The following is a 24,902-nucleotide window of genomic DNA, read 5'->3' as shown; positions in this document are numbered from 1 at the left end:
TGTTTATACCAAAGGAATTTGGGAATTATGGCGCGTCTGGCTTTGCTGAGTGTATCTAATAAAACTGGTTTAATTGACCTTGCCCGTAGCTTGGTTGAAGAATTTGACTTTGATATAATTAGCAGTGGGGGAACAGCTAAAACTCTTAAAGATGCAGGGATACCAGTTACAAAAGTCTCTGATTATACAGGTTCACCGGAAATTTTAGGCGGTCGAGTCAAAACCCTACATCCTAGAATTCATGGCGGAATTTTGGTACGGCGCGATGTTGCTCAAGATGTTACAGATTTAGAAAATAACCAAATTCGTCCGATTGATTTGGTGGTAGTCAATCTTTATCCTTTTGAAGAAACTATTGCTAAAGGGGGCGTTACATTACCCGAAGCAATTGAACAAATTGATATCGGTGGCCCTGCTATGCTGAGGGCAGCATCAAAAAACTTTGCTCATCTTACAGTATTGAGCGATCCAGGGCAGTATGATGAGTATTTACAAGAATTACGCCAAAATCACGGTGAAGCATCTTTAGAATTTCGCCAAAAATCTGCCTTAAAAGGCTTTTTACATACTGCTAGTTACGATCAGGCGATCGCATCTTATCTTGCTGGAGCGCAGCATGGTGAGTCTTTACCAGAGCAATACATCCTATCTGGGGAACAATTGCAATCTTTGCGTTATGGCGAAAATCCCCATCAAACCGCTGCTTGGTATCAAACTGGTACTACCTCAACAGGATGGGCTGGTGCTACTAAATTACAAGGTAAGGAACTAAGTTACAACAATTTAGTTGATTTAGAAGCAGCACGTAGAATTATTGCGGAATTTACTGATACCCCCGCAGCCGCAATTCTCAAACATACTAATCCCTGTGGTGTGGCTTTAGGCAATACTCTCAAAGAAGCTTACGACAAAGCTTTCAACGCTGATGCTATTTCTGCCTTTGGTGGTATTGTCGCCCTTAACCGTCCGATTGATAGTGCTACAGCTAGTGAGTTAACTAAAACATTTTTAGAATGTGTCGTAGCACCTGGTTGTGAAGCGGATGCGGAAGCAATTTTAGCTGCCAAATCTAAAGTTCGAGTTTTGATCCTACCAGATTTGAGCAGTGGCCCCAAGGAAACAGTTAAAGCGATCGCTGGTGGTTTTCTTGTCCAAGCCGCTGATGATATCATCGCTAACACCGATAAATGGCAAGTCGTCACCGAACGCCAACCCACGAAGAGCGAATTAGAAGAATTGCTATTTGCCTGGAAAGTTTGCAAGCACGTCAAATCAAATGCAATTGTTGTCAGCGGCGATCGCACCACTCTCGGTGTGGGTGCTGGTCAAATGAACCGTGTTGGCTCAGTTAAAATTGCTTTAGAACAAGCTGGAGACAAAGCCAAAGGTGCAATTCTAGCCAGCGATGGATTTTTTCCTTTTGATGATTCGGTAATAACTGCCGCAAATGCGGGAATTACTGCCATTGTTCAACCAGGGGGAAGCTTGCGCGATCAAGATTCCATCAAAGCTGCTAATCAATTAGGTTTAGTGATGGTATTAACAGGTGTGCGTCACTTTTTACACTAATTTTTTGGCAGCATATAGTTCACTTAATAAAGTGTCACACACTATACTTGTACTTTCTAAAAACAAGTGATATGCTTTAGTCGTGTGTGAGGAGCAAGTTAAAAATAAAAAACGCCTGGGGTGGAAACACGGCAACACTCCTGGGCGTTTTTTAATTTCTTAACAGAAATCGTATCAACTAGCAAATTAACAAAACCATTACCCATGCAAACTCTACCTTTTCAAGGAGTTTGGGAAATTGGCACAAGCTTAAACAAGAAATTGACCGCGTTTTTCATCTATTTGAACCACAATCTTTTGTAAGGGCGGGCAGATGTCCGCCTCTAAGTATGGTTTATGTATCCGAAAATTACTGTAAGTTTTATACTTTGTAAATTCTTAAAATATTATTTAAATTACTTGCGTTTTCTAAAAGCGAGTGGTATATTCTATTTGTGTGTGAGGAGCAAGTTAAAAACAAAAAACGCCTGGGGTGGAAACACGGCAACACTCCTGGGCGTTTTTTGTTGAATATAGGGAAATTAGGCTAACTCTTCACAAATGTCCACTCCAGCACCTTGATAGGAGCTTTTTGGAGTGCCTGAGTTAGTTCAGCACTGCTTTTAAATTTGACTTGAGACAAGTCACACGCGTCAACGTTGACCGTAAACTTATCATCCTCAAAAGGCCAGGGTTCGACAGTAATTAAGCCATCACTGCGTTGCATAATGTCATAACGTTGCCCATCAGGCCCTTTGCTGATTTCTAAAAATCGCTCATCAGCAGGCAGTTCTTGTTGGCAAAGGATGAGAGACAAGCGATCGCACCATTGCATAAATGCATAAGCAGCATCTACATCTTCCTTGCTAATACCCAATTCCTTGCGCCAACGTTCCTGATTTTCCAGTTGCTCATCAAGAAATTTATCCATTTCTGAAGACTGGCCGCGTTTGCACTCATTCAAACGACTGATATGTTTGGAAATTAACAGAGATACCCACCGCCCCCGATAGCGGGCATTTTTTGCTAGATTAGCCAGTTTCTCGACAGAAGTTTCTTGGCTCAGGGTGAAATCCATTGGCGCACCCCCCTCAGTCAGATTGTCCTCTTCCCACTCTTTCTCTAAATCATCATGGTGGGAAATTGCGGCTAGCGTTTCGTATAAACGTTCCGGGGCATTTTTGCGCCGCCACTGTCCTGCTAGTTGAGCTGCTAACAAAGCATGTGTACGGTGATAAATTACTTCCCAACCATTTTGTGTGGCATTGACAATCACCAGTTAATCTCCATAGTCTAAATTGTGAGTTTCAGAGGAGTTTTAGCCTCAAAAATGAGCCAGGGAATTAACTTCTAACTGGCTCATATAAATCTGCTAATAAAGTTAATTAAGAGTTCTTTTCTAGCAGTGGGTTGGCAATGTATTTAAATGTTGGCTCAGAATTCCAAGGGCCACGCTCATCGTGACCGTTACCATCGCTAGATAGGTTGTAGTAAAGAGCAACAGTTTCGTCAGGCTGAATATTACCAAACATTGGATCAGTCAGCTTACCTAACGAATCCAGAGCTTTCATAAACATCTGAGTATGAGAAATTTCTCTGGTTAAAAGATGAACCAAAGTCTTTTTAGTTCCTTCATCAGTTGCTAGCTTAATTAACTCTTCGTAAGTCTGACGCGCTCCAGCTTCAGCCGCAATGTTAGCTCTCAAATCACGTACTACATCTCCACCTTCATTCAAGTAGCTTGCAGTCCAAGCATTACCTTGACTATCTAGAAAGTGAGGCCCCATACCGCGTACAGCAAACAAAGTGCTTTTATAAGCTTCTGTTTGATCGACATTTTTTGTATGAGCTTCGATGAGTTTGCCCACCATTTCTAGATGGCTAAATTCCTCGATCGCAATGTCTTGGAGCATATCTCGAATGCCAGCATTCTCGACATGAAAAGATTGTACCCAATATTGTAGTGCTGCCGACAGTTCTCCTGTAGCTCCACCAAACTGCTCTAGGAGCAACTGAGCATACCGAGGGTTAGCTTCAGCAACATCGACTACATGAATTGGTTCTTTTTTATGATAAAACATACCCTTGTGCTTCCAGAAATAATGATGTGACAAATGAATGAATTGTTTCGGTAATTCTCAGAAGTTTTCACTAGCTGCAACGAAAACTTGCCAATCGCAAGAATTACCAATTATTCTGATTTATTTTTTAGTCGCCTATTTCAACTACACACTCCTGCTTCTGCTCAGAAGTCCCCATAGGTATATAGCAACAAGCGCACCAATTACAGCAATAAATAAACCAGGAATACTTAAACCAGCAGCAGTAAGTTGCAAGGTTCCAGTTTGGAATAATGTAAACAAACTTCCACCAACGAATGCACCGACAATACCTAGAATAATTGTTGAAAGAATGCCACCGCCTTGAGAACCCGGATAAATAGCTTTAGCGATCGCACCAGCAATGAGACCTAATACTACCCAAGCAATAATGTTCATATCGTTTCCTCAGAAATCAAAAATTTGCTTTGATTTGGTTTCAATTTATCAAAAATATACATATAATTATTTCTATCAAATGAGATAAATTGTAGCTCCAAAAGGTAGATACAGTGTTTAAAGAGTTGATATTAGTATTCAGATATCTGAAATAATTTATGTCTAATAAAACTTATAAATACAAAAATATAAGCAAATTTAGTACAAAATAATTAGTAAATTTAGCACATTAAATGAGATTTAATTATTCATTCCTGCTAGAGATATATAATCAAGTATAAACATATTGAATTTAGTCCTATCTTTAGTAATAATCCTAAATCAGCCTTATTGGTGATGTGTTTATAAAAACATTGCTCTGATAAATAGCTATAGAAACTTATTATTAATAAGCATTTAACACTACACAGCTATTAACTTGTATAATGTTAAACGCTTAAGTTTGACTGACTAGCACTTTATTTTAGGTAAGATTTACAGGACACCGAACTCAAATTGCGCGAGAGAATTGTTTTTCTTGAGTTCTTATATGAGTATCAAAAATAACGGCAATATTTCTTACCAGTAATCTGCCAATGTCTGTAATTTTGATGTGGTTTGTTGATAAACTGACAAGTCCATCAGCTTCTAGAGGTTTTAACATTTCTAGTTCATGAGAGAAATAGTCATCAAAGCTGATGTGATATTTGGCTTCAATCTCTTGTTTATGCAGTTGAAAGTGAGACATAATGCACATAATCACTTCCCGCCTGATAATATCATTTTGAGTTAGTTTGATGCCTTTAGTAATCGGCAAAATACCTAATGTAACTGCCTGATAGTAATCTTTTAATTGCTTATGGTTTTGGGCATAAGCATCTTCTAACATACTAATGGATGTTGACCCAAAACCGAAGAGTTCTGTTTCCGCATGGGTAGTGTAGCCTTGGAAGTTACGCTTTAGAGTGCCATTAAGTTGAGCGATCGCCAGTTCATCATTAGATTTGGCAAAGTGATCCATACCAATAAATAGATATTGGTTATTTGTCAACTCCTCAATCGTCATTTTGAGAATTTCTAACTTTTCCTGTGGAGCAGGTAAAGCATCCTGAGGAATATTTTTTTGTGCAGGTTTGAGCCAAGGTACATAAGCAAAGTTAAATACAACAATCCGGTCGGGATTTAATTCAATAGTCTTTTGTACCGTCTCCCGAAAAGTCTGGCGTGTTTGATAAGGTAGACCATAAATGAGGTCTACATTCACACTTTCAAATTGGGCTTCTTTGATCCAACTCATGACATCAAACAGCATTTCTTCCGGTTGGACACGATTGACAGCAACTTGAACTTGGCGGTTAAAATCTTGAATACCAAAACTAATGCGATTAAATCCAAGCTTTCTCAGAAATAAAATGTAATTTCTATCTACATATCGAGGATTTATCTCAATTGAGATTTCTGCTTGTGGATCAATAGTGAAGCGTTTAGTAATGTTGTTCCATAATAATTCTACTTGGTCACGCTCTAAATAGTTAGGTGTACCACCCCCCCAATGAATTTGCAGAACTGGGCGATCTGTATCGATGAAAGCTGCGGTATGTTCAATCTCTTTAACCAAATGTTCCAAGTAAGGTTTGGCAATATTCTTGTTGTTAGAAATTACCGTGTTACAGCCGCAGAAGTAGCAAGCGCTTTGGCAAAAAGGAATGTGAAAATACAAAGATAGAGGAGTTTTTCGTTGATTTGAGGCAGCGATCGCAGCTTGAAAATCAGTTGCGGTAAATGCTTCGCTTAACTCAGTCGCAGGTGGATAACTGGTGTATCTCGGTGCAGGCGCATCATATTTTTGGATCATATCCAAATCAAATTTGACCCCAGGTAATAAATAAACCATCAAAATCTCCGAGTAATTTCTAGCGATTGGTTGAATAGATAGAGATAGTAGAAGCGGCAATTTGTTCGGTTTAACACCTAACAAATTGCCAATATAAGTGATGATGTTTTTGTCTCAAACTCAACAGCTTGATTTGAAGAAAATTACTGAGCTTTAGCCACTTCAGTACTACCGGAGTTTGGAGAGCGAGTCAGGCTATTAAACAGAACTTGACCGATCGCTTTGATTAAACTTTCTTCTAGCTCTTGCACCATTTGCATATTCAAATAAAAGGCATTGTTAGCTTCGGCTACAATTTTGTCGGCAGTTGTATCATCGATAGCTAGTGCATCTAATGCCTGACGGTATTTGTCTTTAAATGCTTTTTTATCAGGAATTTGTTCAAAATTATAAAAGTTCGTGCCTTCGTAACCAGAAAATTTCAAGGCTGACTGGGCAATTTTTTGCAACATCTGACCACCGGAGAGGTCACCCATGTAACGGGTATAAGCGTGACCTAGTAGCAAGGCAGGTTCTGTAGCTGCAAGTTCCTGAATATGGGCGATGTAGGTTTGGGCGGTGGTTGAGGGTGTAATTTGCGCTTTCCATTCCTTCCCATAGTAAAACACCATATCTTTCTCTAAAGAAGCTTGGCGATTCAGCTCTGGGAAGTAGACAGCACCAATCACAGGATGATTTACATGAGTTGCTATAGCTGCTTCGAGTTCACTGTAGACAAAATATAAGTTACCTAAAAATTTGGCGAAGCAGTCTTTATCTACAACTCCTTTCAAAAAACATTTCATAAAGCCTACATTTTCCGCTGCTGTGTGAGCTTGTTGAGTTCCAGAGCGGAGTTTGACGGCCAGATTACTACTCATTTTTGCTTCCTTCATATTCAAGCGTCAGGTTTCTAGACAGCCACCGACTCAGGATGCCTGCTAGTTGACAGTCAAGATTGTTATTCTGGAGTTAGAGTGGGTCTGCATCAGGCAATCCAGCAAATACCACTCAGGACTTACGCATATTATCTGTAGAGACTGGGTGTGCAACTTCAGGAGCCAGGGGCTAGGGAAGAGAGGCTAGGGAAGTCCGAAAAGAATTATTGACTCAGCCCGATACCCTTGATACGTCCTTCCTGATCTGTGACCTGTCCTTGTTATTTCTCCCAAAATCATTTAACTATTTATATTTGTATAACTATAAAGTTATTAACATTTATTTATCTTTTTCTGTGTGTGGAGGCACAAAGCGTTTAGGGACATTCGTTTGCAGAATTTAATTATTATATAGCTATTTAAAGATTAAAAAATAAAAGGACTCTCATGGTGAAGTCAGTTGAAAACCCAGAGCCTCAGATACTGAAGCCAAGTGTTAAAGCACCTGTGCAGGAAACATTTTTAGAAGCGATCGCCCCAAGTTTCTCAAGTTCTGCCAAAAATTACCAGTCATCATCGCCATCATCTGGTATATGTTACGGATTTACCTTGTCAAACCTATTAATGCGGAGTTATCTAGAGAAACAATTCGATAATTTTCTTTGCGCCTTTGCGTGAGGTAAATATTATGAATAAACGAACCGCAAAGGACGCAAAGGACACGAAGTAAGATAAGCTTATCCAACAGTCTGAGCCATTACCTTATCTACAAAGCTTTGAGTACCTTGCATATACTCTTCCAAGGTAAACGAATCTACTTGAATCGCATCATTACGAGCGAACTCCGCTTCACAGATAAGCTCAACATCTTTTTCGCTAATCACCCCGGCTTTGAGGGCTGCTGAAATTAGTACGTCAGGTTTTTGCTGTGGTAGTTTCCCTGCATGGCTAGCATTTTTGATAGTTTTAAGTAGTGGTTCAGCTTTAGATAACAACATGAAAGCTTTTTCCAAGCGTCCCAATGCTTCATCGCTCGTGCTAGGAATATGAATACCTGCGGTGAGGCGATCGCGTATTTGTCCGGGAGTTTGTAACTCATGGGCAACTTTGCTACCAAGTTTATCAGTAGGTAGGGAACCAATTGGATTTAATCGCCACCACCAGCTTATAGGCCCAGCGAATAATGTCCCTAGAACTGGCACAGATAAATTTTGGAAAATACCCTCAAAAGCTTCCTGCATCTGAGCAAAAGCATATTGCATTGCCCAGTGAACAAAAGGTAAGTCTTCAGGTTTTCGCCCTTCGGCTTCAAAGCGTCGCAAGGTTGCAGTTGCTAAGTACATCCAAGTGAGAATATCGGCAAACCTTCCTGTCAGTTTCTCTCGTCGCTTCAAAGTCCCACCGAAGGAGAACATGGCAATATCAGTCAGTAAAGCGAAGGTAGCAGAAGCCCACTCCAGTTTGCGGTAGTATTTGGCTGTTGCACCTGGGACTGGAGATGAAGCCACATATCCACGGGTAATATTCAGAATTTTGGCTCGGAACGTATTACGCACCGTCAACCCTAAATGGTGCCAAAAAGCTTGATCAAAAGCAGCGACATCAGATTGATGCAGGGCTGTAATTTCCGCATAAACATAAGGATGACAGCGAATCGCTCCTTGTCCAAATATCATTAAGGTGCGGGTGAGAATATTTGCACCTTCGACCGTAATAGAAATTGGAGTGGCTGTATAAATATTTGCTAATAAATTTCTGGGGCCGCGACAAATTCCCGCACCGCCCATAATGTCCATGCCGTCGTTAATAATTTTGCGGGAGAGTTCTGTCAAACTATACTTGGCGATCGCAGAAATTACCGCAGGTTGTTCTCCTTGATCTACTGCACCGCAGGTATAAGTTCGCGCGGCTTCCATCAGGTAGGTAAGACCAGCAATTCTTGCTAGAGGTTCTTCTACACCTTCAAAGCGACCAATCGACAAACCAAACTGCTGCCTCACTACAGCATGAGCGCTTGTAACTCTCGCTACTAACTTTGCCACTCCGGTACAGCTAGCCGGGAAGCTAATTCCACGGCCTGCGGCTAGACTTTGCATCAGCATTTTCCAACCATTACCAGCCTGTTCCACACCGCCAATAATTTGGTCAACGGAAATAATAACGTTATGTCCTTCCGTGGGGGAATTGTAGAAAGGCACGCCCATAGGGTCATGTCGTCTCCCCATGCTCACGCCGGGTGTATTGGTAGGAATTAAAACGCAAGTAATGCCAAGTTCTTTACCTTTACCTAAGTAGTTTTCTGGGTCGCGCAGTTTGAACGCCAAGCCTAACAAAGTTGCGATCGCAGCTAAAGTAATATATCGCTTCTTCCAATTCAACCGCAGATAAAGCTTGCCATCATCGCCTCTAAACACTGTTCCTTCAGACTTGATACTGGCTGCATCTGACCCCGCAGTTGGTTCTGTCAGCGCAAAACAAGGAATTTCTTCACCTCGTGCGAGGCGCGGTAAGTAATAATTTTTCTGTTCTTGTGTACCGTAGCGTAGTAATAATTTTGCTGGGCCTAGTGAATTTGTTACGCCAACAGTAGCAACGTGGGTAAAAGAACGCGATGCCAACTTAGTCATCACATTGCTGTAGGCGAAGTTAGAAAATCCCAAGCCACCATACTCTTGAGGAATCATCATCCCCAAAAAGCGCTCTTGTTTTAAATAATCCCAAACTTCTGGTGGTAAATCTTTGCGGCGATAAATTTCCCAATCACTCACCATCCGACAAACTTGTTCCACTGGCCCATCTAAAAATGCTTGCAGTTCTGGTGTGACTAGAGGATATGGTTCCTGATTAATTCTTTGGAAGTTTGGTTTACCAGAGAAAAACTCTCCATCTACCCAAACATTTCCGGCTTCAATGGCTGCGCGTTCGGTATCAGATATTTTTGGTAATAAATTAAAGGCTTTAATAGCTTTAATTAAGGGTGATGTGATGATAGTTTGCCGCAGAATTGGGACATTTAATATGAGAGCGATCGCGCCAAAAATTACCCAAATCCAAGTAGGCGCATGAACAGTTACTAGTAATGCTGCGAAATAAAGTGACCAAACCCACAACGGAACGCCAATATAACCAAGTAATAGTAGTAGAAAAATTAGTGTGGGAATAACTATGGTTGGCTGGAGAAGGTTCATTAGTTTTACCCCAAAATTAGAAAAATTTTACGCAGAGGCGCAGAGAGTAAGAGTTAAACAAATACAAGAGCGAATTTTCCTCATAAACACTCTGCGTGACTTTGCGCTAACCTCTGCGTTTAAAAAAGAAAACTAAATCATCAAATTCTCGTACACCGCCGCTGCGCCCATTCCACCGCCTACACACATCGTCACTAAACCATAACGGACACTACGCCGTTTCATTTCGTGGAAGAGGGTAGCTGTGAGTTTCGCACCAGTACAACCGAGGGGATGACCAAGGGCGATCGCACCACCGTTAACATTGACAATTTCCTCGTTGAGTCCGAGTTTACGAATTACAGCCAAACTTTGAGCAGCAAAAGCTTCGTTGAGTTCGATTAACCCAATGTCGTTTATGGTCAAACCGACTTGTTTTAAGACTTTAGGGATAGCTTCCACCGGGCCGATACCCATAACTTCCGGTGCGACACCCGCCACTGCATAGCCCAACATCTTGCCCATAGGACGGACATCGAGCATACGCATCATGCGATCGCTCATTACCACTGTTGCAGCTGCACCGTCTGACATTTGCGATGAGTTACCCGCTGTCACACCACCACCAACACGAAATACAGGTTGCAATTTCCTCAAGGCTTCCATACTGGTATCAGCACGCGGCCCTTCATCCACCTCTAACACCTTTTCTATCGGTTGCGGTTTGCCATCAATATAAAGTGTTTCTTGCACTGTAATTGGTACAGTTTCTTCTGCAAACCGACCTTGCCTAATTGCCGCTAAAGCTTTTTCGTGGGAACGCAAGGCAAAAGCATCCTGTTCTTGGCGAGAAATTTCGTATTGCTGCATGACGTTTTCGGCTGTCATGCCCATTGTGCAGTAAGCTTTGGGCGTATCGATCATCATGCCTGGGTTGGGAGCTAAATAATGTCCTCCCATCGGAATCAAACTCATAGATTCTGCACCACCCGCCACAATGACTTCGGCGTGTCCAGCCATAATTGCTTGGGTTGCCATTGCGATCGTTTGCAGTCCCGAAGCACAAAAGCGGTTCACAGTTTCACCTGCAACAGAATCAGGTAAACCTGCACGCTGGGCAATTAACCGCCCGATATTAAACCCCTGTTCTGCTTCTGGAAAAGCACAACCCATAATTACATCATCAATGTATACAGGTTCTAAGTCTTTAACTTTCTCAATTGCTGCTTTAACTACAACTGCACCCATATCATCCGGGCGCATATTATGTAGCGTACCTCGTGGCGCTTTTCCTACAGGTGTGCGAACGCTACTGACTATATAGGCATCTTTCATAAATAACTCCCACCTATTGATAAATAAGGCAAAAAAGATAATTCTCTTTCTTCTCTTCCTTCGCGTCCTTTGCGCCTTTGCGGTTCGTTAACAAAATTTAGAACGAACCACGAAGGACGCGAAGGACACAAAGGTAAGAGGGATTAAAAGAGTTTTCGCGTTAGTTTCTCAGAGGCTTTTTGGTTTTTAACGTATAAGCAAACCGTTCTTGGGTTTTCGGTTGCTGTAACAGTGGTAAAAACGACTCTCTTTCCAATTTCGATAAGTAGTCCTCATCAACTAAAGCAGGCGCAGTCAATTCTCCACCGGTCATTACGTAAGCCAAGCGACTAGCTAAATAACTGTCGTATTCGGAAATGAAACCACCTTGTTGCATGACGTAGGCGGCGTGTTCTAGCATGGCACGGGCCGGACGACCTAGCACCATGATGGCGTTCCGTTGTGGTGGTGGAAAATAACCGATGTGGTCTAGACATAGGACTTCCTCTTTCGCCACAGCTAAAAGTCGGTCAGCATTCATCACAATCTTGGTTGTCGGTGAAAGGAAACCTAATTCTTGCCCTTCGTGGGCGCTACTGGAAACTTTAGCCATGCCAATAGTTTCAAACACTTTCCGCAGGAAGGGTAGAATATCTTGTGGTGATTCGCTGGCGGCTTTGTCATCTGCCCAGGTTACCATCCGCATAATGCCGCCAGCCCCAGGAATTAAACCGACGCTGAGTTCTACCAGTCCGATGTAAGTTTCTGCGGCTGCTACTACATGGGGACAAGCTAAGACTAATTCACAACCTCCACCTAAAACCCGCCCGACAATTGCCGCGACAATTGGTTTAGGGAAATATTTAATACGTTGCAGTAATGCTTGGAACTTGACGATTAAATCGGCAATGCCTTTACCATTGTCTGTCTGCGCTAGCATGGCCATTTCTGCCAAATTTGCGCCACCAGAGAAGTTTGCACTGTCGTTACCAATGACCAATCCTCGGTATTCACCGTTTTCAATCAGGTCTAATACCGCAGCTAAACCTTCTACGACTTTTAAAGTTAGGGTATGGCCTTTGGAATGAAACTCATACAAAACTACTCCATCCCCTATGTCCAACAAAGAAGCTTCTGAGTTTTGCCACAAGATATTTTTGGCATCTTCTTTGATTTTTGCTATCTGAATTTCATCTGTTGGGACTTTTGGTTGTTCGGCTACGCACACGGCACAGGCATCAACTACTTTTTGTTCAGCCCAAGATAGTCTGTCTTTTTGATAGAAACTTTGCACGCCATTATCATGCATCTTTTCTACCCACTCTGGCACAGACATACCAGCAGCTTTCATGTCTGCTAAGACAGTCTCAAAGCCAAGCACATCCCAGATTTCAAACGGGCCAATTTCCCAGCCAAAACCCCAGCGAATAGCCCGGTCAATATCTGCCGGTCTGTCAGCAATTTCAGGAATGCGACGGGCACTGTAGCTCAGGATTTCTAAGGTTGATTTGCAAAAGAATGCACCTGCACGACCAGTATCATGATAAAGTGCGCGCAGGCGATCGCCTAAATCACTAATTTTCCCAATTGTCTCAATATTCCCTAAATCAAGTGGCTTCGCTGCTTCATAAGCGAGTGTTGTAGGATTAATTGAGAGAATTTCTTTACCTTGCTTCTTATAAAATCCTTGTCCTGTTTTTGCTCCTAGCGTTCCTGTTTCTACGAGTTTCTTCATTAATTGAGGCACTCGCAAGGCTTCTCGGCTTTCATCGTGAGGAATGGCTGGGTAAAGGTTTTGTGCCACATACATTAATGTATCTAGCCCCACTAAATCAGCAGTGCGAAATGTTGCTGATTTCGGTCTGCCGGCAATTACTCCTGTTAGTGTATCAATTTCTTCAATTGTGTAACCTTGCTCAGTAACGCCTCTTAAACCAAGCATGGTTGCATACATACCTATGCGGTTGGCAATAAAGTTTGGTGTGTCCTTAGCTACTACTACGCCTTTACCAAGGTGTATCCTGCCAAACCATTGCACTCTTTCGAGAATCTGTGAGTCTGTATCTGGAGTAGGAATTAACTCTAGTAATTTAAGGTAGCGTGGAGGATTAAAAAAGTGAGTACCTAAAAACCGCTTCCGAAAAGACTCAGAACGCCCTTGAGCAATTTCATTGATAGGTAGACCACTAGTATTAGTAGACACTACAGCATCATCACGAATAGTATTTTCTACCCGCGCCATCAAATCTTGCTTGATAGCCAAATTTTCCACCACAACTTCGATTACCCAATCAACATCAGCAATACGATGAAAATGCTCATCAAAATTGCCCAAAATGATGCGACGGGCTGTTTTTTCTGTAAATAAAATTGGTGGAGACTGCTTGAGAGCTTTTTTAAATGCTGTTTCTACTACATCATTTTTATTGTCGCCCTTGGCCGCAATATCCAATAAATGAACTGTAAGTCCAGCGTTAGCTAGATGTGCAGCAATTTGAGTTCCCATTACCCCTGCACCCAAAACTGCGGCTGTTTGGAACGGCTTAAACATACTCCACCCTTCCTTTTTGAATTTTGATTTACGATTTTGGTTGAATAATTGTTATGAATTTAGAGATTGAGCGTATGCCGGACATGAAACTGCTGGAATAAAAGGGCATAAATCATCTATCTTTTCTATTTTGGCTTTGCCGCGTCTTTGTAGCCCTTTTTCTTCATATATTGCAGCAATCTCTTGAGCAAACACTTCAACAATTGTTGCTCGATTTACCTCCTGAGTTGATGTCAACATTCCATTCTCAACAGTGAGGTTGGCATTAATTAGCTGGAATCGTTTTACCGTTGACCAATGAGGCAAATGGCAATTAGCTTCATCGACCAAGGCTTGATACAAAGCAACAATACAAGGATGCTGTAGTAAGGCTTCAATCGGTAAATCAATTCCTATTGATAAAGCCTGCTGACGTAAGTTCTCTAAATGAGGAAAAATCAGCATAGCACAGAATTTACATTCAGCACCAACAGTAACAGCGTGGGCTACCAAAGGAGATTTTTTCAGCTTGCTTTCTATTGGTTGCGATGTTACATACTTACCTGTAGAAAGCTTAAATCGGCTTTTCTTCAAACCAGTAATTTTGAGAAACCCATCAGTTGTAAATTCTCCCAAGTCGCCTGTATGTAACCAACCTTCACTATCAATTAGTTGCTGAGTCGCTGCTGGGTTTTTGTAGTAGCCTTGAGTAATGTAAGGACTTTTAGTAAGAATTTCCCCATCCTCTGCAATAGCAATTTCTACTCCAGCAATGGGTAAACCTACTGTTCCTGCACGGTTGAATTTACTACGATTGCAAGCTAATCCTGAACTCGTTTCGGTTAAACCATATCCTTGCAAAATGGTTATTCTTGCAGCAGCAAATAAATTGACTATTTCTGATTTTAAGGCTGCACCACCGCTAATTAGGTATTTTACCTTACCCCCAAAAACAGAACGCCATTTTGAAAAGACTAACCTATTAGCTAACATCAACATTAAGGTATATTTACCTCGTGATGTTTTTCCCAATTCATATTTTTGGGCTATTTTTAATGCCCAAATCATTATAGATTGAGATAGGTGTAGAGAAAATCGACGCGGTAAATTTCCCCGTGTCTGGTTTTTCCCTTCTTCCTCTAAAAGCTTGCCGTAAACTTTTTCCAGCAATAAAGGAACGGTAGCAAATATTGTAGGTTTGACTTCTTTAAGGTGTTTCAGGACTCGGTTAGAATTACTGAAATAAATGCTATGCCCATAGTTGAGATGGCCGTAAAAAAATACTCTAGAAAAAACGTGTGTCAGTGGTAGGAATGTAAGCACTACCTCCTGTGTGCCAAATTTTAAATCGGGGATTCCTGTAAACATTGCCAAGGCGTTGGCAGAGAGATTCTCATGAGTTAGCATCACTCCTTGAGGTTCCCCAGTAATCCCAGGAATATAAATAATAGTAGCGAGGTCAGTTGCTACTAGTTTGGATGTGAGTTGTTGTAACCGATCTGCAAGATTTTCAGTCCGTCCCTGTAAGCGGATTTCCTCTAATGAAAAGACTTGAATACACTGGAAAATGTCTATAACTGATTGTTCATTTTGTTTTGATAAGAGGAATTTTGGTAGACACAAACATAGATAGTCAGGAAGTTGATTATCCTCATCTTTTAGTGTTGTGCCATTTTCAACATTATGTTGACAGATTATTTGTTGTCGCCTTTCATGCCAATCATTAGGAACATCAGCAACTATTACTGTCTGGAGATGAGATAAGTTTTTCAGGTAAGGAATGATTTGAGCAAACAAATCTAAATCAGCAATAATCAGCACTTTTGCTTCTGTGTGCTGCAAAATGAAAATAATGTGTTCAATTGTTTGGCTTAAATCAATCGGTACATTTACTAGACCTGCCAGTAAAGAACCCATGTCAGCAATGCAAAAATTGACATCGCTGTGCATTAACAGAGCAATGCGATCGCCTGTTTCTAATTGCAGATTCAGCAATCCTAATGCCAATTCTGCCGCAGTATTGCGAAATTCTTGATTAGATAAAGGTTGCCAACCTGTTTCTGTATATTGATTTAAAGCTTGGGAGTTGGGAGAGCGGGAGCAAGCTTCATCTAATAAGGAAGGTAAAGTACGCCCCAAAATCACTTCTCCAGAGTTGGCAGGCGCTCTATATATCTTGTTTGACGACAACATTTTTCTGGAAGAGTCTTAAACTCTTCACCTCGTTAATAGTTATCAGTTATTAATTATTAATGTTAACCAATAACTGATATGAATATTGGGTATTCGGGAAGCTTCCAAATTTGGAAATCCAAAATTTACCACTTCCCAGCACCCAGTCTCTAAGTTTCAGTCACCAATCCTTTGAATTTCAGTCTTTTAGCTTCTTTTACTATGAATTTAGGAAGCTATAGGTCTGTGTTGAATAACTTATTATCTAAAGATGCTTTAGCAAAGCTATAAGCAAGACTAGGTAATATTTTAAGATGCCGACTTCTAATACCTAAGCTCCTAATGCTACCAAATATCTCCTTTCATTTGGTATCTATTAAATACAGAATTAATTTTTATTTAAGAATTAGACCTTACTTAGTCTAAGCGCCTTAAATCTATTTATTCTGTACTAATAATAATGTAGTTCATAGCTGGGATCAAAGACAAGGTTTGTATCTTTTTCGCAAAGAAACGCAGCTAAAGACTAGACAACTCACTTTGCAAAGTGGGGATTTTAATCTGGCAGATTGTCGGCTGAAGACCAATTTCTCCTGCCAAATGCTTTTCGAGCCAATTCTGCAAATCTACAAGTACTTTTTGGTAATTAATATCCTGGTGAAAGTCATGATAGTCCCCCTCATACTCATAACGTTCCTTGTCAGGGAAAGTTACTTTGTGAAAAAAGGCTAAACTGCCTTCTGGAGGTGTTACCTGGTCATAACTACCATGCAGAATTAATAAAGGAACTTGTAAATCAGAAGCATGGTTTTGAACCCATTTGCTAGTAGCAAAAAATTCTGCGGCAAGTCGTGCGCTGCCATAGTCATGGCGCAATGGATCTGGCGTGGCAATGACTTTTGGATTGCGTGAACCTGCATTTTTTTCAATCCCAACCTTGAGGCTGAAGTTTGGCCATACTTGTGAAAGCATTCGCCCCAGTGCAACTTTTAGAACAGGAAGCTTAACTTTTCCCAAAGCTGGTGCTGTCAAGATAAGTCCTTGCAAACTTTGCGGAAAGCGCAAGGCATAATCTACTGCTATTACTGCTCCCAGGCTGTGGCCCCATAAAAAACAGGCACAACCTGGGCCTCGTTCCTGAATGCGTGTCAAAAAGGTATACAAATCTTCTCGTAACTCTGCCCAGGAATTGATATGCCCGCGTTGTCCGGGCGATCGCCCATGCCCCCGCAGGTCAAAAGCGTAGATAACATAGCCTAAGGGAAGCAAATACTGCACAGCATTGCTAAATAAGCCACTATGCGCTCCTAGCCCGTGTACTATGGCAACAATTGCCCGTGATTCTCCCTCTGGCTGCCAGCTTTGATAATAAAGGTTAAGCCCTCCTGCTCCGGTGAAGGTGCCTTCGATGTGTGCCATACTGTAACTCCACATGCGTAGTTCTACAATTTAGTCCTCAGCACGCAATTGGAGATTTTGCTTGTGGTTACTATGATTAGTTTTTGTAATTATGTAGTGAGCGCTAAGATGCTAGCTACAAAACAAGACAAATAATCCTTAGTTACCTAGTTAAAACTTTACCCTTAGTAGATGTGATCTTTCACCCTTTGTATCTAATTTTTGGTGTTTGTCAATACCATAAGAATAAATTTAACCTAAGCAAAAATGCTGATACCAACGATTTGCGTTTTGAGGGCTTGACACCAATTGATTGAAAGAGATTTTAGGTATAAAGACTTAGTTTTTAGAAGCCGCCGTGCATCTTTTTATATTGTATTAATTTTATTCAATTCTGCGTATAAGCTCAACAATAACTAAACATTTGAGCTTAAGTAAAAAATACTACTACTATATTAAGTATAAATTAGCAAGAAATTACTAAAATTAGCCTCTCAAGCTACAAGACAGTGACTGACTCAGCAATAACAGCATTATCTAGTGTTACGTAGTAATTTTAACAGTGGGCGTTGGGCGATTTATTGAATAGATCGAGGCAGCAATGATTTAAGATTTTGGATAATTTAATTGTTAACCTAAAATAGCGCCTTAGCATCTTGATGACTTTAGGCTGCAAGATAAGCTTAAGCTACACCACACCAATATAACTGCCACTAAAAATTTTTTTATAGAGTGACAGAAGAGGACTATTTAGAATTTATATTCCACACCCTCAACTGTCAGAAATCCATTAGAGGGTTGGCTAGAAAGAAGAAGCGTTAAGGCGTCCACCAGTCACTGTTAGCCCTGCTAGTGAAGTAGTTGGAATAGCACTGGACAAGATGGCATTCTTAATTTGCGCTGCATTCGCACTCGGATGTGAGGCTGCATAAAGCGCAACCGCACCAGCGACATGGGGCGTAGCCATTGATGTACCATTTCCAGTTCCATAGACTGAGGAGTTATTTGTACCTGGTAATGTTGAGACAATGCCTACACCAGGTGCGCCAATATCTACAGACGTTGCACCGTAATTTGAGAAACTTGCCTTGGTTCCAGTTTTAGAAATTGCTGCTACAGAAATGATGTTTGCGTTGCTATAACCAGATGGATAGTAGGGACTGAGATCATTATTGTCACCGACTCCATCAGAACCGCCATTTCCAGCTGCTGCTACAAATAGAATATTGGCAGCGTTAGCCCGTTCAATAGCATTTTTTAGGGCTAGAGAATAGCCGCCGCCACCCCACGAGTTATTGGTTGCGGCAATATTCAGTCCATGGCGAGTCTTGAGGTCGGTGATGTAGTCAATCGCTTTAATTGCTTTAGCCGTTGTGCCACCGTATTTTCCCAAAAATTTAACTGAAATCAGCTTCACATTCCAAGCCACACCTGCAACACCTATTCCATTACCACCCACAGCACCAATAGTTCCGGCTACATGAGTGCCATGGTCATCTTGAACGCCATCATAGACAGTGTTGTTACCACCATCAAAGTCCCAACCATTTGTGTCATCAACATAACCATTCCCATCATTGTCGATGCCGTCTACCGGATCATAAGGATTCTTCCACACATTAGGCTTTAAATCTGGGTGTTCCACTTGCATTCCTTCGTCAATGACACCGATATAAACGGTGGAACTACCTGTATTTCCTGTAGACCAAGCCTTCTCTGCTTGACTACCGTACTGGTTGGTTGTCAAGCTTGGGCCGATAGATGTTGGAGAGTCATTACTGTACGCTCCCCACTGTTGACCATTTAGATAGTACGGATCGTTTGATGTGGCGTTATGAGTGTAGATCCAATTCGGTTCCACAAATTCAACGGCAGGATCATCCATCAATTTCTGAGCTGCTGCTTGAGGAGGCAAATCGTTTTGGTGTTTCACTAAAACTAAGTCACCACGACCACCAGAATGCTTATCAGATGAAGCAAGTTTCTCTAAGTGTTTCGCTTTAATTCGTCCATAAGCACGAGCTTTATCATCAGCAGTGGCTTCTTTCTTGAACTGTACTAATAGCTCTCCTGGTACTGAATTTGTATTGTTTGGAGAGACACTTTTACTATTGTTTTGCTCTTGCCCAAGTGACGGTAAGCTAGCAAATCCAAAAAGAGTTAAGACAAAAAGCCCTAGAAACGTTTTTTTCATTTAAGGTTTTTTCCGAGATTGATAAAAGTTACCAGTATGTATGGTTAGATGCCAACTAAAAGTATGTCAATTTCGTTAACAACAACCAAAAAGCTAGCATTTGCGCGATATTCTTTGATTGCTCAAGAAAAAAGCGTTTTTTGCCAATTTATTCAGAGCATTATAGTTATCCTAATATCTGGCATCTAACCGTAAAAATACTGAATATTTAAATTAAGCTGCAAAAACAGTACATAAAATTAATAATTGATTTATTTATTTAAGTGTAATTAATGAAACTGTTTAAAAAAACAAAAATGCGTAACTTACTTAGGGAAGTTCATTCAAGGCGATCGCAAAGGCTGCCTACCGTTGAGGCGACTGGTGTGAGCAGAGAAGAATTATTTGTAGCTGGCTTTTAAAGAATTGGTATGAGAGTTTTTCCTCCACTTACACCAATTCTCTTTAGACCGAAAACTTTTGCGATCGCCTCCGGTACTGCGCTTCGTGCGATCGCCCTAAAGTATTGGTCTGAGGTAGCTGATTTCTGCTTTTTCCTTACATAAATGTAGTAGCCCGCCAAGGCAGCTTTACTAAGTCATTTGTGAATGTCATCTTGGGCAGCAAACTCCCGTTCCATCTGCAAATATTTAGGAACGCCCATGAGGTCTTGAAAATCTTGAAAGCTAACTAAGTCTGGAAAATTCGCTGTGGTTCCCTGTTCTTTTAAGTGACGTAAACAAGTTGCCATTACCTGTGTGGCAGCAAACAGGGCAGTGAGAGGGAAAAACACAATTTTAAAACCCAACTGTTGTAACTCAGAGGTAGAAATTTCGGGAGTTTTACCACCTTCAACGATATTGGCTACCAGTGGCACATTTGGGAAAGCTGAGGCGATCGCTTTTAATTCTGCTACAGACTGGGGGGCTTCTACAAACAGTACATCTGCCCCGGCTGCAATGTAAGCTTGACCACGGGCGATCGCTTCCTCTAAACCTAGAGGGGCACGGGCATCAGTACGAGCAATAATTACTAAACCACTGTCACCACGCGCCTCTACTGCTGCTCGAATTTTCCCGGCGTGTTCTGCAACTGGGATAACTCGCTTTCCTTCAAAGTGACCGCACTTTTTTGGCCATTCCTGATCTTCCAACAGCACTCCAGCTAAACCCAACTGCACGGCATCCTTAACAGTGCGGATCACATTCAAAGCGTTGCCGTAGCCAGTATCCAAATCGGCAATTAGAGGAATATTAATTGACTGAGCAATCCGCCCTACGCTGTAGAGCATTTCCGTAGCCGTGAGAAAACCGTAGTCTGGTAAACCCAGCGTCGAAGCGGCAATACCAAAGCCACTAGTAGCCGCCACTTCAAAACCTGACTGTTCAACCAACTTGGCACTCAGACAGTCATAGACACCAGGAATCACAATAATTTCAGGACGTGCTAATAACTGTCGTAATTTTTGTCCAGCAGACATAAAGCAATTTGCAAAAATACCCCTATCTGAGGATACAGCGAGTTTGCTCACCTTGAATCGGATTCCATCAGTAAATGGATTCAAGAACGGTTTAACTGCTGAATAATCCAATCCCGGACTGTTGGGTAAACTTCATCGGCTACTTCATCTAAACCATGATGGGCATTAGGATAAAGAATTAGATGTTTGGGTTCTAGGGCTAGCTGATAAACACGTTGTGAACACTCAGGTGGTAATACTTCATCAGCGATGCCATGCAGTAGCAGAAGCGAGCATTGTGTGGCTAGTTCTGGAACAGGATCTGTACCATAGGCTTGAGTCGCAAGGGTGACGACTGTATGGACATCTGGAGATTGAGCAGCTGCTTGGATAACTACCGCACCCCCAAAAGAGTGACCAACTAAGGCTAGAGATTCGATACCTTCATCTTGCAAATAAGTAATACCTGCAAGAACATCCAGAATTGATTCTTCTAATTGTGTTGGGTTGCGGTAGCGCACTCTCAAAGAAGCGATCGCCTCAGTTCTAAGATGCTCGCACAGCAAAGGGTAAAGTCCACGTGCAGGTGTATCCCATCCACCACCAACACCTCCTACCCAAATCACCGCTTTTTCAGCATCTTGCACGGAATAGTAGCGACAATGAATTGAACCCCGACTCGTGATTAGTTTGACTGGATGATATTCTTCCCGCTGAGGTTCGATTTCAACATCCTGGACTATCATCTCAAATGATTCATCATATATAGGCTGCACAACATCCTCCACAATATTAAGAGGGGAATGGGGAACGGGGGTTAGAAAGGATATTTTGCCGTTTCTTTCTTTAGAAAACCCTTCTGATTAAACTCATATTAAATCTAGTTTCTATGCAGTAATCAGCAATAGCCTCTATCCACGGGCTAATAGCATTTAGCCTTTAGGTTGCTACAAGTCGCACTTTTGATGAATAATGCGTTAAAGCGCAACACGTCCTACAAATTTAGCATTTACTTTCTAAATAGTTTCTTAACTTACTTTTCAACTATAGAAATTTTTAGATTAATAGTTTCTTTCAAACTGCTCAAGTAAGCTAACAGTGTATAAATAAAAATTACAATTCCTATCATTTCCAGCACCTCTTCAATAACTATACCAATAGCTGTTATTAGGCCGAGCCGACCAAAAACTTCTCTTAAAATCCCTCCTACCATTTCCATACCCAGAGTTCCACTTATATAGACAGTTGCAGCGAGCAAAAATAAATATTGAGTTTTGTTAGGTAGATGTCGTAAAAAATTGAAGTATTTAAATGCAAAAAATATTACTAAAGGAATGCCAAAAATCACCCAAGTTTGAAAAAATATAGGATGTAAATTTAAGAATTTTCTTAATGATGGAATAATCAAAATTTCGTGAAAGCTGAATGCTTCATCTAGGCTAAAAAATAAAAACAGTAAAGATAAATTTCTCCAATAAATATAATATTTATCTGTTTTTTTAATTGAAGTAATTACTGCTAACAAACCCGAAGAGAATAATAGTAAAAACGATGAATACCAAGCAGGAATATTTAACTCTTCATCCAGGCTAAAGAGTTTGTAAAACCATTTTGAACTTGGAAAAGGAAACTCTATTACCCAGAAATAGGCACTCACAGCACCTGTTAGCGTGAGACATAAGATTATAATAATCAAACGTTGTGTAATTGTTTTAGCAGAGATATGAATTGGTAACTCTACAACACGGGTAGATGGCTGCGACATATAAAACTTTTAGTAATATTCTTTACATTAAACGCAAAACTCTCAGCCTGTTTATACTGTTTCACTTTAAGATTGATACAAATAGGCAGCAGGGGGCAGGGGGAAAGAATTAAAAAGCAATCATTTGTATCAGGCATTTCGTGAAATGGTATTAGTTCTCTGTATCAGGAATATTGAGTAGTAAAAATAACATTTTTTGCCTCTTTAAGATTTGTTTTATTATAAGCTAGGCAGTAACACTAAATATAATCGTAACTTCGTAAATTAAAAATTCAATCGGCCTGATAGGGATTTAAAATACCTAACCCTGTGATGATAGACAAGGTAGTAACGCTACTCTATGGGTCGCAATCATTTTTCAAATTGAGGTAACAAGCGATCGCCTCATAATATCACCAATACTTTTCTACTCTAGGCGGCTCTCCAGGTGGTTGGCAAACTCTGCAATTCGATCAACCCTCCAGTCTGGATGAGGTAAGGCTAAGAATGCAGTAGTTATACGCAAAAAGTTGTTAAAAAATAATCCTAATTATATTGAATTGCTTAATAATCGGATCAGCGATCGCCTCTATTTGTAAGTTCGCAATCAATCACAAATTGAAATAATATGAAAAAATTACAGGTGAACTTATCGCTAGTGCCTCTCTTCATGGCACTCATAGTCAACGCTACAGCCAACTTTGCATTGGCTGGTGGATTTGCCCTTAATGAACAAAGTGTCAAAACTCTGGGAAATGCTTTTGCTGGGAGTGCAGCTAGCGCTGATGATGCTAGCACTATTTTCTTTAATCCTGCCGGTTTAACTCGCTTACCAGACACTTCTGTAGTTGGGGGTACTTACGTAATTTTCCCTTATGTTAGTTTTCAGAACCAAGGTTCTAGGGTAGTAACAGGTCAACCATTAACAGGTGGTAACGGCGGTGATGCAGGTGTAGATGCTATTGTGCCAAACCTCTATGCTGCTTGGAGTGTTTCCGATCGCGTTAAACTAGGCATTGGCATTAACGTTCCTTATGGGCTAACTACCCAATATGACAATGACTGGGTTGGGCGTTACCACGCAGTTGAATCTAAACTCATCACCTATAATATTAATCCCACTATCGCCGCCAAGGTAAGTGATAACTTTTCTGTAGGCGCAGGTCTGAATATTCAATATGCTGAGGCTACACTATCAAATGCCATCGACTTTGGTTTAATTGGGCGGAGTGTTGGTTTACCTACCCAATCTCAACAAGCAGACGGCTTTGTGAAAGTCACTGGTTCTGACTGGAGTGTAGGCTATAACTTGGGGGTGATGTATGAACCGAGCAAAAGCACGCGAATTGGTTTAAGTTACCGTTCTCCCATTACCCAAGATATCCGAGGTAATGCAGATTTTACCGTACCAGACAACCTGAGAATACTTACAGCCAGAGGGCAATTTACAGACACGGGAGCTAGCGCTGTTTTAAACTTGCCTGATACACTCTCACTTGCGGTTTATCACGAACTTAACCCGCGTGTATCAGTTGTCGGTGATGTTACCTGGACGCACTGGAGCCGCTTTCAAGAACTGCGAGTGAGATTTGACAACCCAGCTCAAGCAGATAGTGTACAACCAGAGAACTGGAACGATACTTACCGCGTAGGTATTGGCTTAAACTACGCAGTCAATGATCAATTAACGCTGCGAACTGGTATTAGTTACGATCCTAGTCCGATTAGCAATGAATATAATACTCCACGGCTACCTGGAGGCGATCGCACCTTGATTGGATTTGGTGCTACCTATCGACCTTCCGATTCATTCGATTTAGACTTTGGTTATCTTCATGTTTTCTCTGACGATAGCTCGATTAACCAATCAAGCACCACAGCAGGTACACTCACAGGGAAATTTGAAAGCGCAGTTGATGTCTTTGGTTTACAAGTAAACTGGCGATTTTAGCCTCAAAAATTTGTCTAGCTTCCGTAGAACTTGCAAACCTAAGTCTCAAGAACTAGCTTTAGAGAAAATAGCTCGGTGATTGTACTTCTGAAGTGCATAGTTGAAGCTCATAACTAAAATTTCCGAGTTCTGAACTCGAACGACCGAGCAAAAAGGTCGAAACTCCGAGTTCTGAACTCGAACGACCGAGCAAAAAGGTCGAAACTCCGAGTTCTGAA

Annotated in this window: 19 protein-coding genes; 5 read left to right on the top strand and 14 right to left on the bottom strand. The window is 41.2% G+C overall.

Going from position 1 to position 24,902, the window contains the following annotated elements; genetic code table 11:
* The first annotated feature begins 27 nt into the window (after positions 1-27).
* Positions 28-1,569, top strand: coding sequence for a bifunctional phosphoribosylaminoimidazolecarboxamide formyltransferase/IMP cyclohydrolase (purH, locus tag AC5JL8_RS19920; protein ID WP_495881411.1), 1,542 nt, complete (start codon positions 28-30; stop codon positions 1,567-1,569).
* A gap of 526 nt (positions 1,570-2,095) precedes the next feature.
* On the opposite strand, the gene AC5JL8_RS19915 is transcribed toward purH, so the two are convergent.
* The 5 genes from AC5JL8_RS19915 to AC5JL8_RS19895 form a co-directional block, all read right to left on the bottom strand.
* The gene (locus tag AC5JL8_RS19915; protein ID WP_495881410.1) at positions 2,096-2,824 is read right to left on the bottom strand and encodes a DUF3891 family protein; all 729 of its coding nucleotides are present in this window, start codon (positions 2,822-2,824) and stop codon (positions 2,096-2,098) included.
* Between the two features lie 109 nt (positions 2,825-2,933).
* Positions 2,934-3,629 carry a manganese catalase family protein gene (locus AC5JL8_RS19910; RefSeq protein ID WP_495881409.1) on the bottom strand — a complete coding sequence of 232 codons (696 nt, stop codon included), beginning with the start codon at positions 3,627-3,629 and terminating at the stop codon, positions 2,934-2,936.
* 144 nt (positions 3,630-3,773) lie between these two features.
* On the bottom strand, positions 3,774-4,046 hold the full coding sequence (locus tag AC5JL8_RS19905; RefSeq protein WP_495881408.1) for a GlsB/YeaQ/YmgE family stress response membrane protein: 273 nt from the start codon (positions 4,044-4,046) through the stop codon (positions 3,774-3,776).
* 490 nt (positions 4,047-4,536) lie between these two features.
* On the bottom strand, positions 4,537-5,919 hold the full coding sequence (gene hemN, locus AC5JL8_RS19900; protein WP_495881407.1) for an oxygen-independent coproporphyrinogen III oxidase: 1,383 nt from the start codon (positions 5,917-5,919) through the stop codon (positions 4,537-4,539).
* Between the two features lie 143 nt (positions 5,920-6,062).
* Positions 6,063-6,779 carry a biliverdin-producing heme oxygenase gene (locus AC5JL8_RS19895; RefSeq protein ID WP_495881406.1) on the bottom strand — a complete coding sequence of 239 codons (717 nt, stop codon included), beginning with the start codon at positions 6,777-6,779 and terminating at the stop codon, positions 6,063-6,065.
* A 444-nt stretch (positions 6,780-7,223) separates the two neighbouring features.
* On the opposite strand from AC5JL8_RS19895, the gene AC5JL8_RS19890 reads away from it, so the two are divergent.
* Positions 7,224-7,454 (top strand): hypothetical protein, encoded by a 231-nt coding sequence (locus AC5JL8_RS19890; RefSeq protein WP_495881405.1) that lies wholly within the window; start codon positions 7,224-7,226, stop codon positions 7,452-7,454.
* Between the two features lie 59 nt (positions 7,455-7,513).
* On the opposite strand, the gene AC5JL8_RS19885 is transcribed toward AC5JL8_RS19890, so the two are convergent.
* From AC5JL8_RS19885 to AC5JL8_RS19860, 6 genes are all read right to left on the bottom strand, one after another.
* Positions 7,514-9,964, bottom strand: coding sequence for an acyl-CoA dehydrogenase (locus tag AC5JL8_RS19885; RefSeq protein WP_495881404.1), 2,451 nt, complete (start codon positions 9,962-9,964; stop codon positions 7,514-7,516).
* Between the two features lie 132 nt (positions 9,965-10,096).
* Positions 10,097-11,278, bottom strand: a complete 1,182-nt coding sequence (locus tag AC5JL8_RS19880; RefSeq protein ID WP_495881403.1) for a thiolase family protein — start codon at positions 11,276-11,278, stop codon at positions 10,097-10,099.
* 160 nt (positions 11,279-11,438) lie between these two features.
* Positions 11,439-13,808 (bottom strand): 3-hydroxyacyl-CoA dehydrogenase/enoyl-CoA hydratase family protein, encoded by a 2,370-nt coding sequence (locus tag AC5JL8_RS19875; RefSeq protein WP_495881402.1) that lies wholly within the window; start codon positions 13,806-13,808, stop codon positions 11,439-11,441.
* A gap of 51 nt (positions 13,809-13,859) precedes the next feature.
* The gene (locus tag AC5JL8_RS19870) at positions 13,860-15,980 is read right to left on the bottom strand and encodes an AMP-dependent synthetase/ligase (protein WP_495881401.1); all 2,121 of its coding nucleotides are present in this window, start codon (positions 15,978-15,980) and stop codon (positions 13,860-13,862) included.
* Positions 15,981-16,478: 498 nt separating this feature from the next.
* Positions 16,479-17,378 (bottom strand): alpha/beta hydrolase, encoded by a 900-nt coding sequence (locus AC5JL8_RS19865; RefSeq protein WP_495881400.1) that lies wholly within the window; start codon positions 17,376-17,378, stop codon positions 16,479-16,481.
* Between the two features lie 781 nt (positions 17,379-18,159).
* Positions 18,160-19,551, bottom strand: a complete 1,392-nt coding sequence (locus AC5JL8_RS19860; RefSeq protein ID WP_495881399.1) for a S8 family peptidase — start codon at positions 19,549-19,551, stop codon at positions 18,160-18,162.
* Positions 19,552-19,823: 272 nt separating this feature from the next.
* Between AC5JL8_RS19860 and AC5JL8_RS19855 the strand changes: the two genes are divergently transcribed.
* Entirely contained in the window at positions 19,824-19,952 is a 129-nt protein-coding gene (locus AC5JL8_RS19855; RefSeq protein ID WP_495881398.1) for a hypothetical protein, read from the top strand.
* Positions 19,953-19,961: 9 nt separating this feature from the next.
* Complete coding sequence (locus AC5JL8_RS19850) at positions 19,962-20,096, top strand: hypothetical protein (protein ID WP_495881397.1); 135 nt, start codon at positions 19,962-19,964, stop codon at positions 20,094-20,096.
* Between the two features lie 32 nt (positions 20,097-20,128).
* Here AC5JL8_RS19850 and AC5JL8_RS19845 read toward each other — a convergent pair whose 3' ends face one another.
* From AC5JL8_RS19845 to AC5JL8_RS19835, 3 genes are all read right to left on the bottom strand, one after another.
* The gene (locus tag AC5JL8_RS19845; protein ID WP_495881396.1) at positions 20,129-21,010 is read right to left on the bottom strand and encodes an isocitrate lyase/PEP mutase family protein; all 882 of its coding nucleotides are present in this window, start codon (positions 21,008-21,010) and stop codon (positions 20,129-20,131) included.
* An 80-nt stretch (positions 21,011-21,090) separates the two neighbouring features.
* The gene (locus tag AC5JL8_RS19840) at positions 21,091-21,765 is read right to left on the bottom strand and encodes an alpha/beta hydrolase (RefSeq protein WP_495881395.1); all 675 of its coding nucleotides are present in this window, start codon (positions 21,763-21,765) and stop codon (positions 21,091-21,093) included.
* Between the two features lie 257 nt (positions 21,766-22,022).
* Positions 22,023-22,754 (bottom strand): DUF8692 domain-containing protein, encoded by a 732-nt coding sequence (locus tag AC5JL8_RS19835; RefSeq protein ID WP_495881394.1) that lies wholly within the window; start codon positions 22,752-22,754, stop codon positions 22,023-22,025.
* Positions 22,755-23,361: 607 nt separating this feature from the next.
* Here AC5JL8_RS19835 and AC5JL8_RS19830 point away from each other — a divergent pair.
* Positions 23,362-24,684, top strand: a complete 1,323-nt coding sequence (locus tag AC5JL8_RS19830; RefSeq protein WP_495881393.1) for an OmpP1/FadL family transporter — start codon at positions 23,362-23,364, stop codon at positions 24,682-24,684.
* The last annotated feature ends 218 nt before the right edge of the window (positions 24,685-24,902 follow it).

The sequence above is a fragment of the Mojavia sp. genome, assembly GCF_059505145.1.
Note: the sequence above shows the minus strand (reverse complement) of the source record. Positions and strands in the feature narration are given on the sequence as shown.

Excerpts from the sequence above, each read along its gene's own strand:
- purH (WP_495881411.1), top strand. The coding sequence starts at position 28 with ATGGCGCGTCTGGCTTTGCTGAGTGTATCTAATAAAACTGGTTTAATT.
- AC5JL8_RS19885 (WP_495881404.1), bottom strand. The coding sequence starts at position 9,964 with ATGAACCTTCTCCAGCCAACCATAGTTATTCCCACACTAATTTTTCTA.
- AC5JL8_RS19890 (WP_495881405.1), top strand. The coding sequence starts at position 7,224 with ATGGTGAAGTCAGTTGAAAACCCAGAGCCTCAGATACTGAAGCCAAGT.
- AC5JL8_RS19905 (WP_495881408.1), bottom strand. The coding sequence starts at position 4,046 with ATGAACATTATTGCTTGGGTAGTATTAGGTCTCATTGCTGGTGCGATC.
- AC5JL8_RS19830 (WP_495881393.1), top strand. The coding sequence starts at position 23,362 with ATGAAAAAATTACAGGTGAACTTATCGCTAGTGCCTCTCTTCATGGCA.
- AC5JL8_RS19850 (WP_495881397.1), top strand. The coding sequence starts at position 19,962 with ATGAGAGTTTTTCCTCCACTTACACCAATTCTCTTTAGACCGAAAACT.
- hemN (WP_495881407.1), bottom strand. The coding sequence starts at position 5,919 with ATGGTTTATTTATTACCTGGGGTCAAATTTGATTTGGATATGATCCAA.
- AC5JL8_RS19865 (WP_495881400.1), bottom strand. The coding sequence starts at position 17,378 with ATGGCACACATCGAAGGCACCTTCACCGGAGCAGGAGGGCTTAACCTT.
- AC5JL8_RS19845 (WP_495881396.1), bottom strand. The coding sequence starts at position 21,010 with ATGTCTGCTGGACAAAAATTACGACAGTTATTAGCACGTCCTGAAATT.
- AC5JL8_RS19895 (WP_495881406.1), bottom strand. The coding sequence starts at position 6,779 with ATGAGTAGTAATCTGGCCGTCAAACTCCGCTCTGGAACTCAACAAGCT.
- AC5JL8_RS19835 (WP_495881394.1), bottom strand. The coding sequence starts at position 22,754 with ATGTCGCAGCCATCTACCCGTGTTGTAGAGTTACCAATTCATATCTCT.
- AC5JL8_RS19910 (WP_495881409.1), bottom strand. The coding sequence starts at position 3,629 with ATGTTTTATCATAAAAAAGAACCAATTCATGTAGTCGATGTTGCTGAA.
- AC5JL8_RS19855 (WP_495881398.1), top strand. The coding sequence starts at position 19,824 with ATGAAACTGTTTAAAAAAACAAAAATGCGTAACTTACTTAGGGAAGTT.
- AC5JL8_RS19860 (WP_495881399.1), bottom strand. The coding sequence starts at position 19,551 with ATGAAAAAAACGTTTCTAGGGCTTTTTGTCTTAACTCTTTTTGGATTT.
- AC5JL8_RS19870 (WP_495881401.1), bottom strand. The coding sequence starts at position 15,980 with ATGTTGTCGTCAAACAAGATATATAGAGCGCCTGCCAACTCTGGAGAA.
- AC5JL8_RS19875 (WP_495881402.1), bottom strand. The coding sequence starts at position 13,808 with ATGTTTAAGCCGTTCCAAACAGCCGCAGTTTTGGGTGCAGGGGTAATG.
- AC5JL8_RS19880 (WP_495881403.1), bottom strand. The coding sequence starts at position 11,278 with ATGAAAGATGCCTATATAGTCAGTAGCGTTCGCACACCTGTAGGAAAA.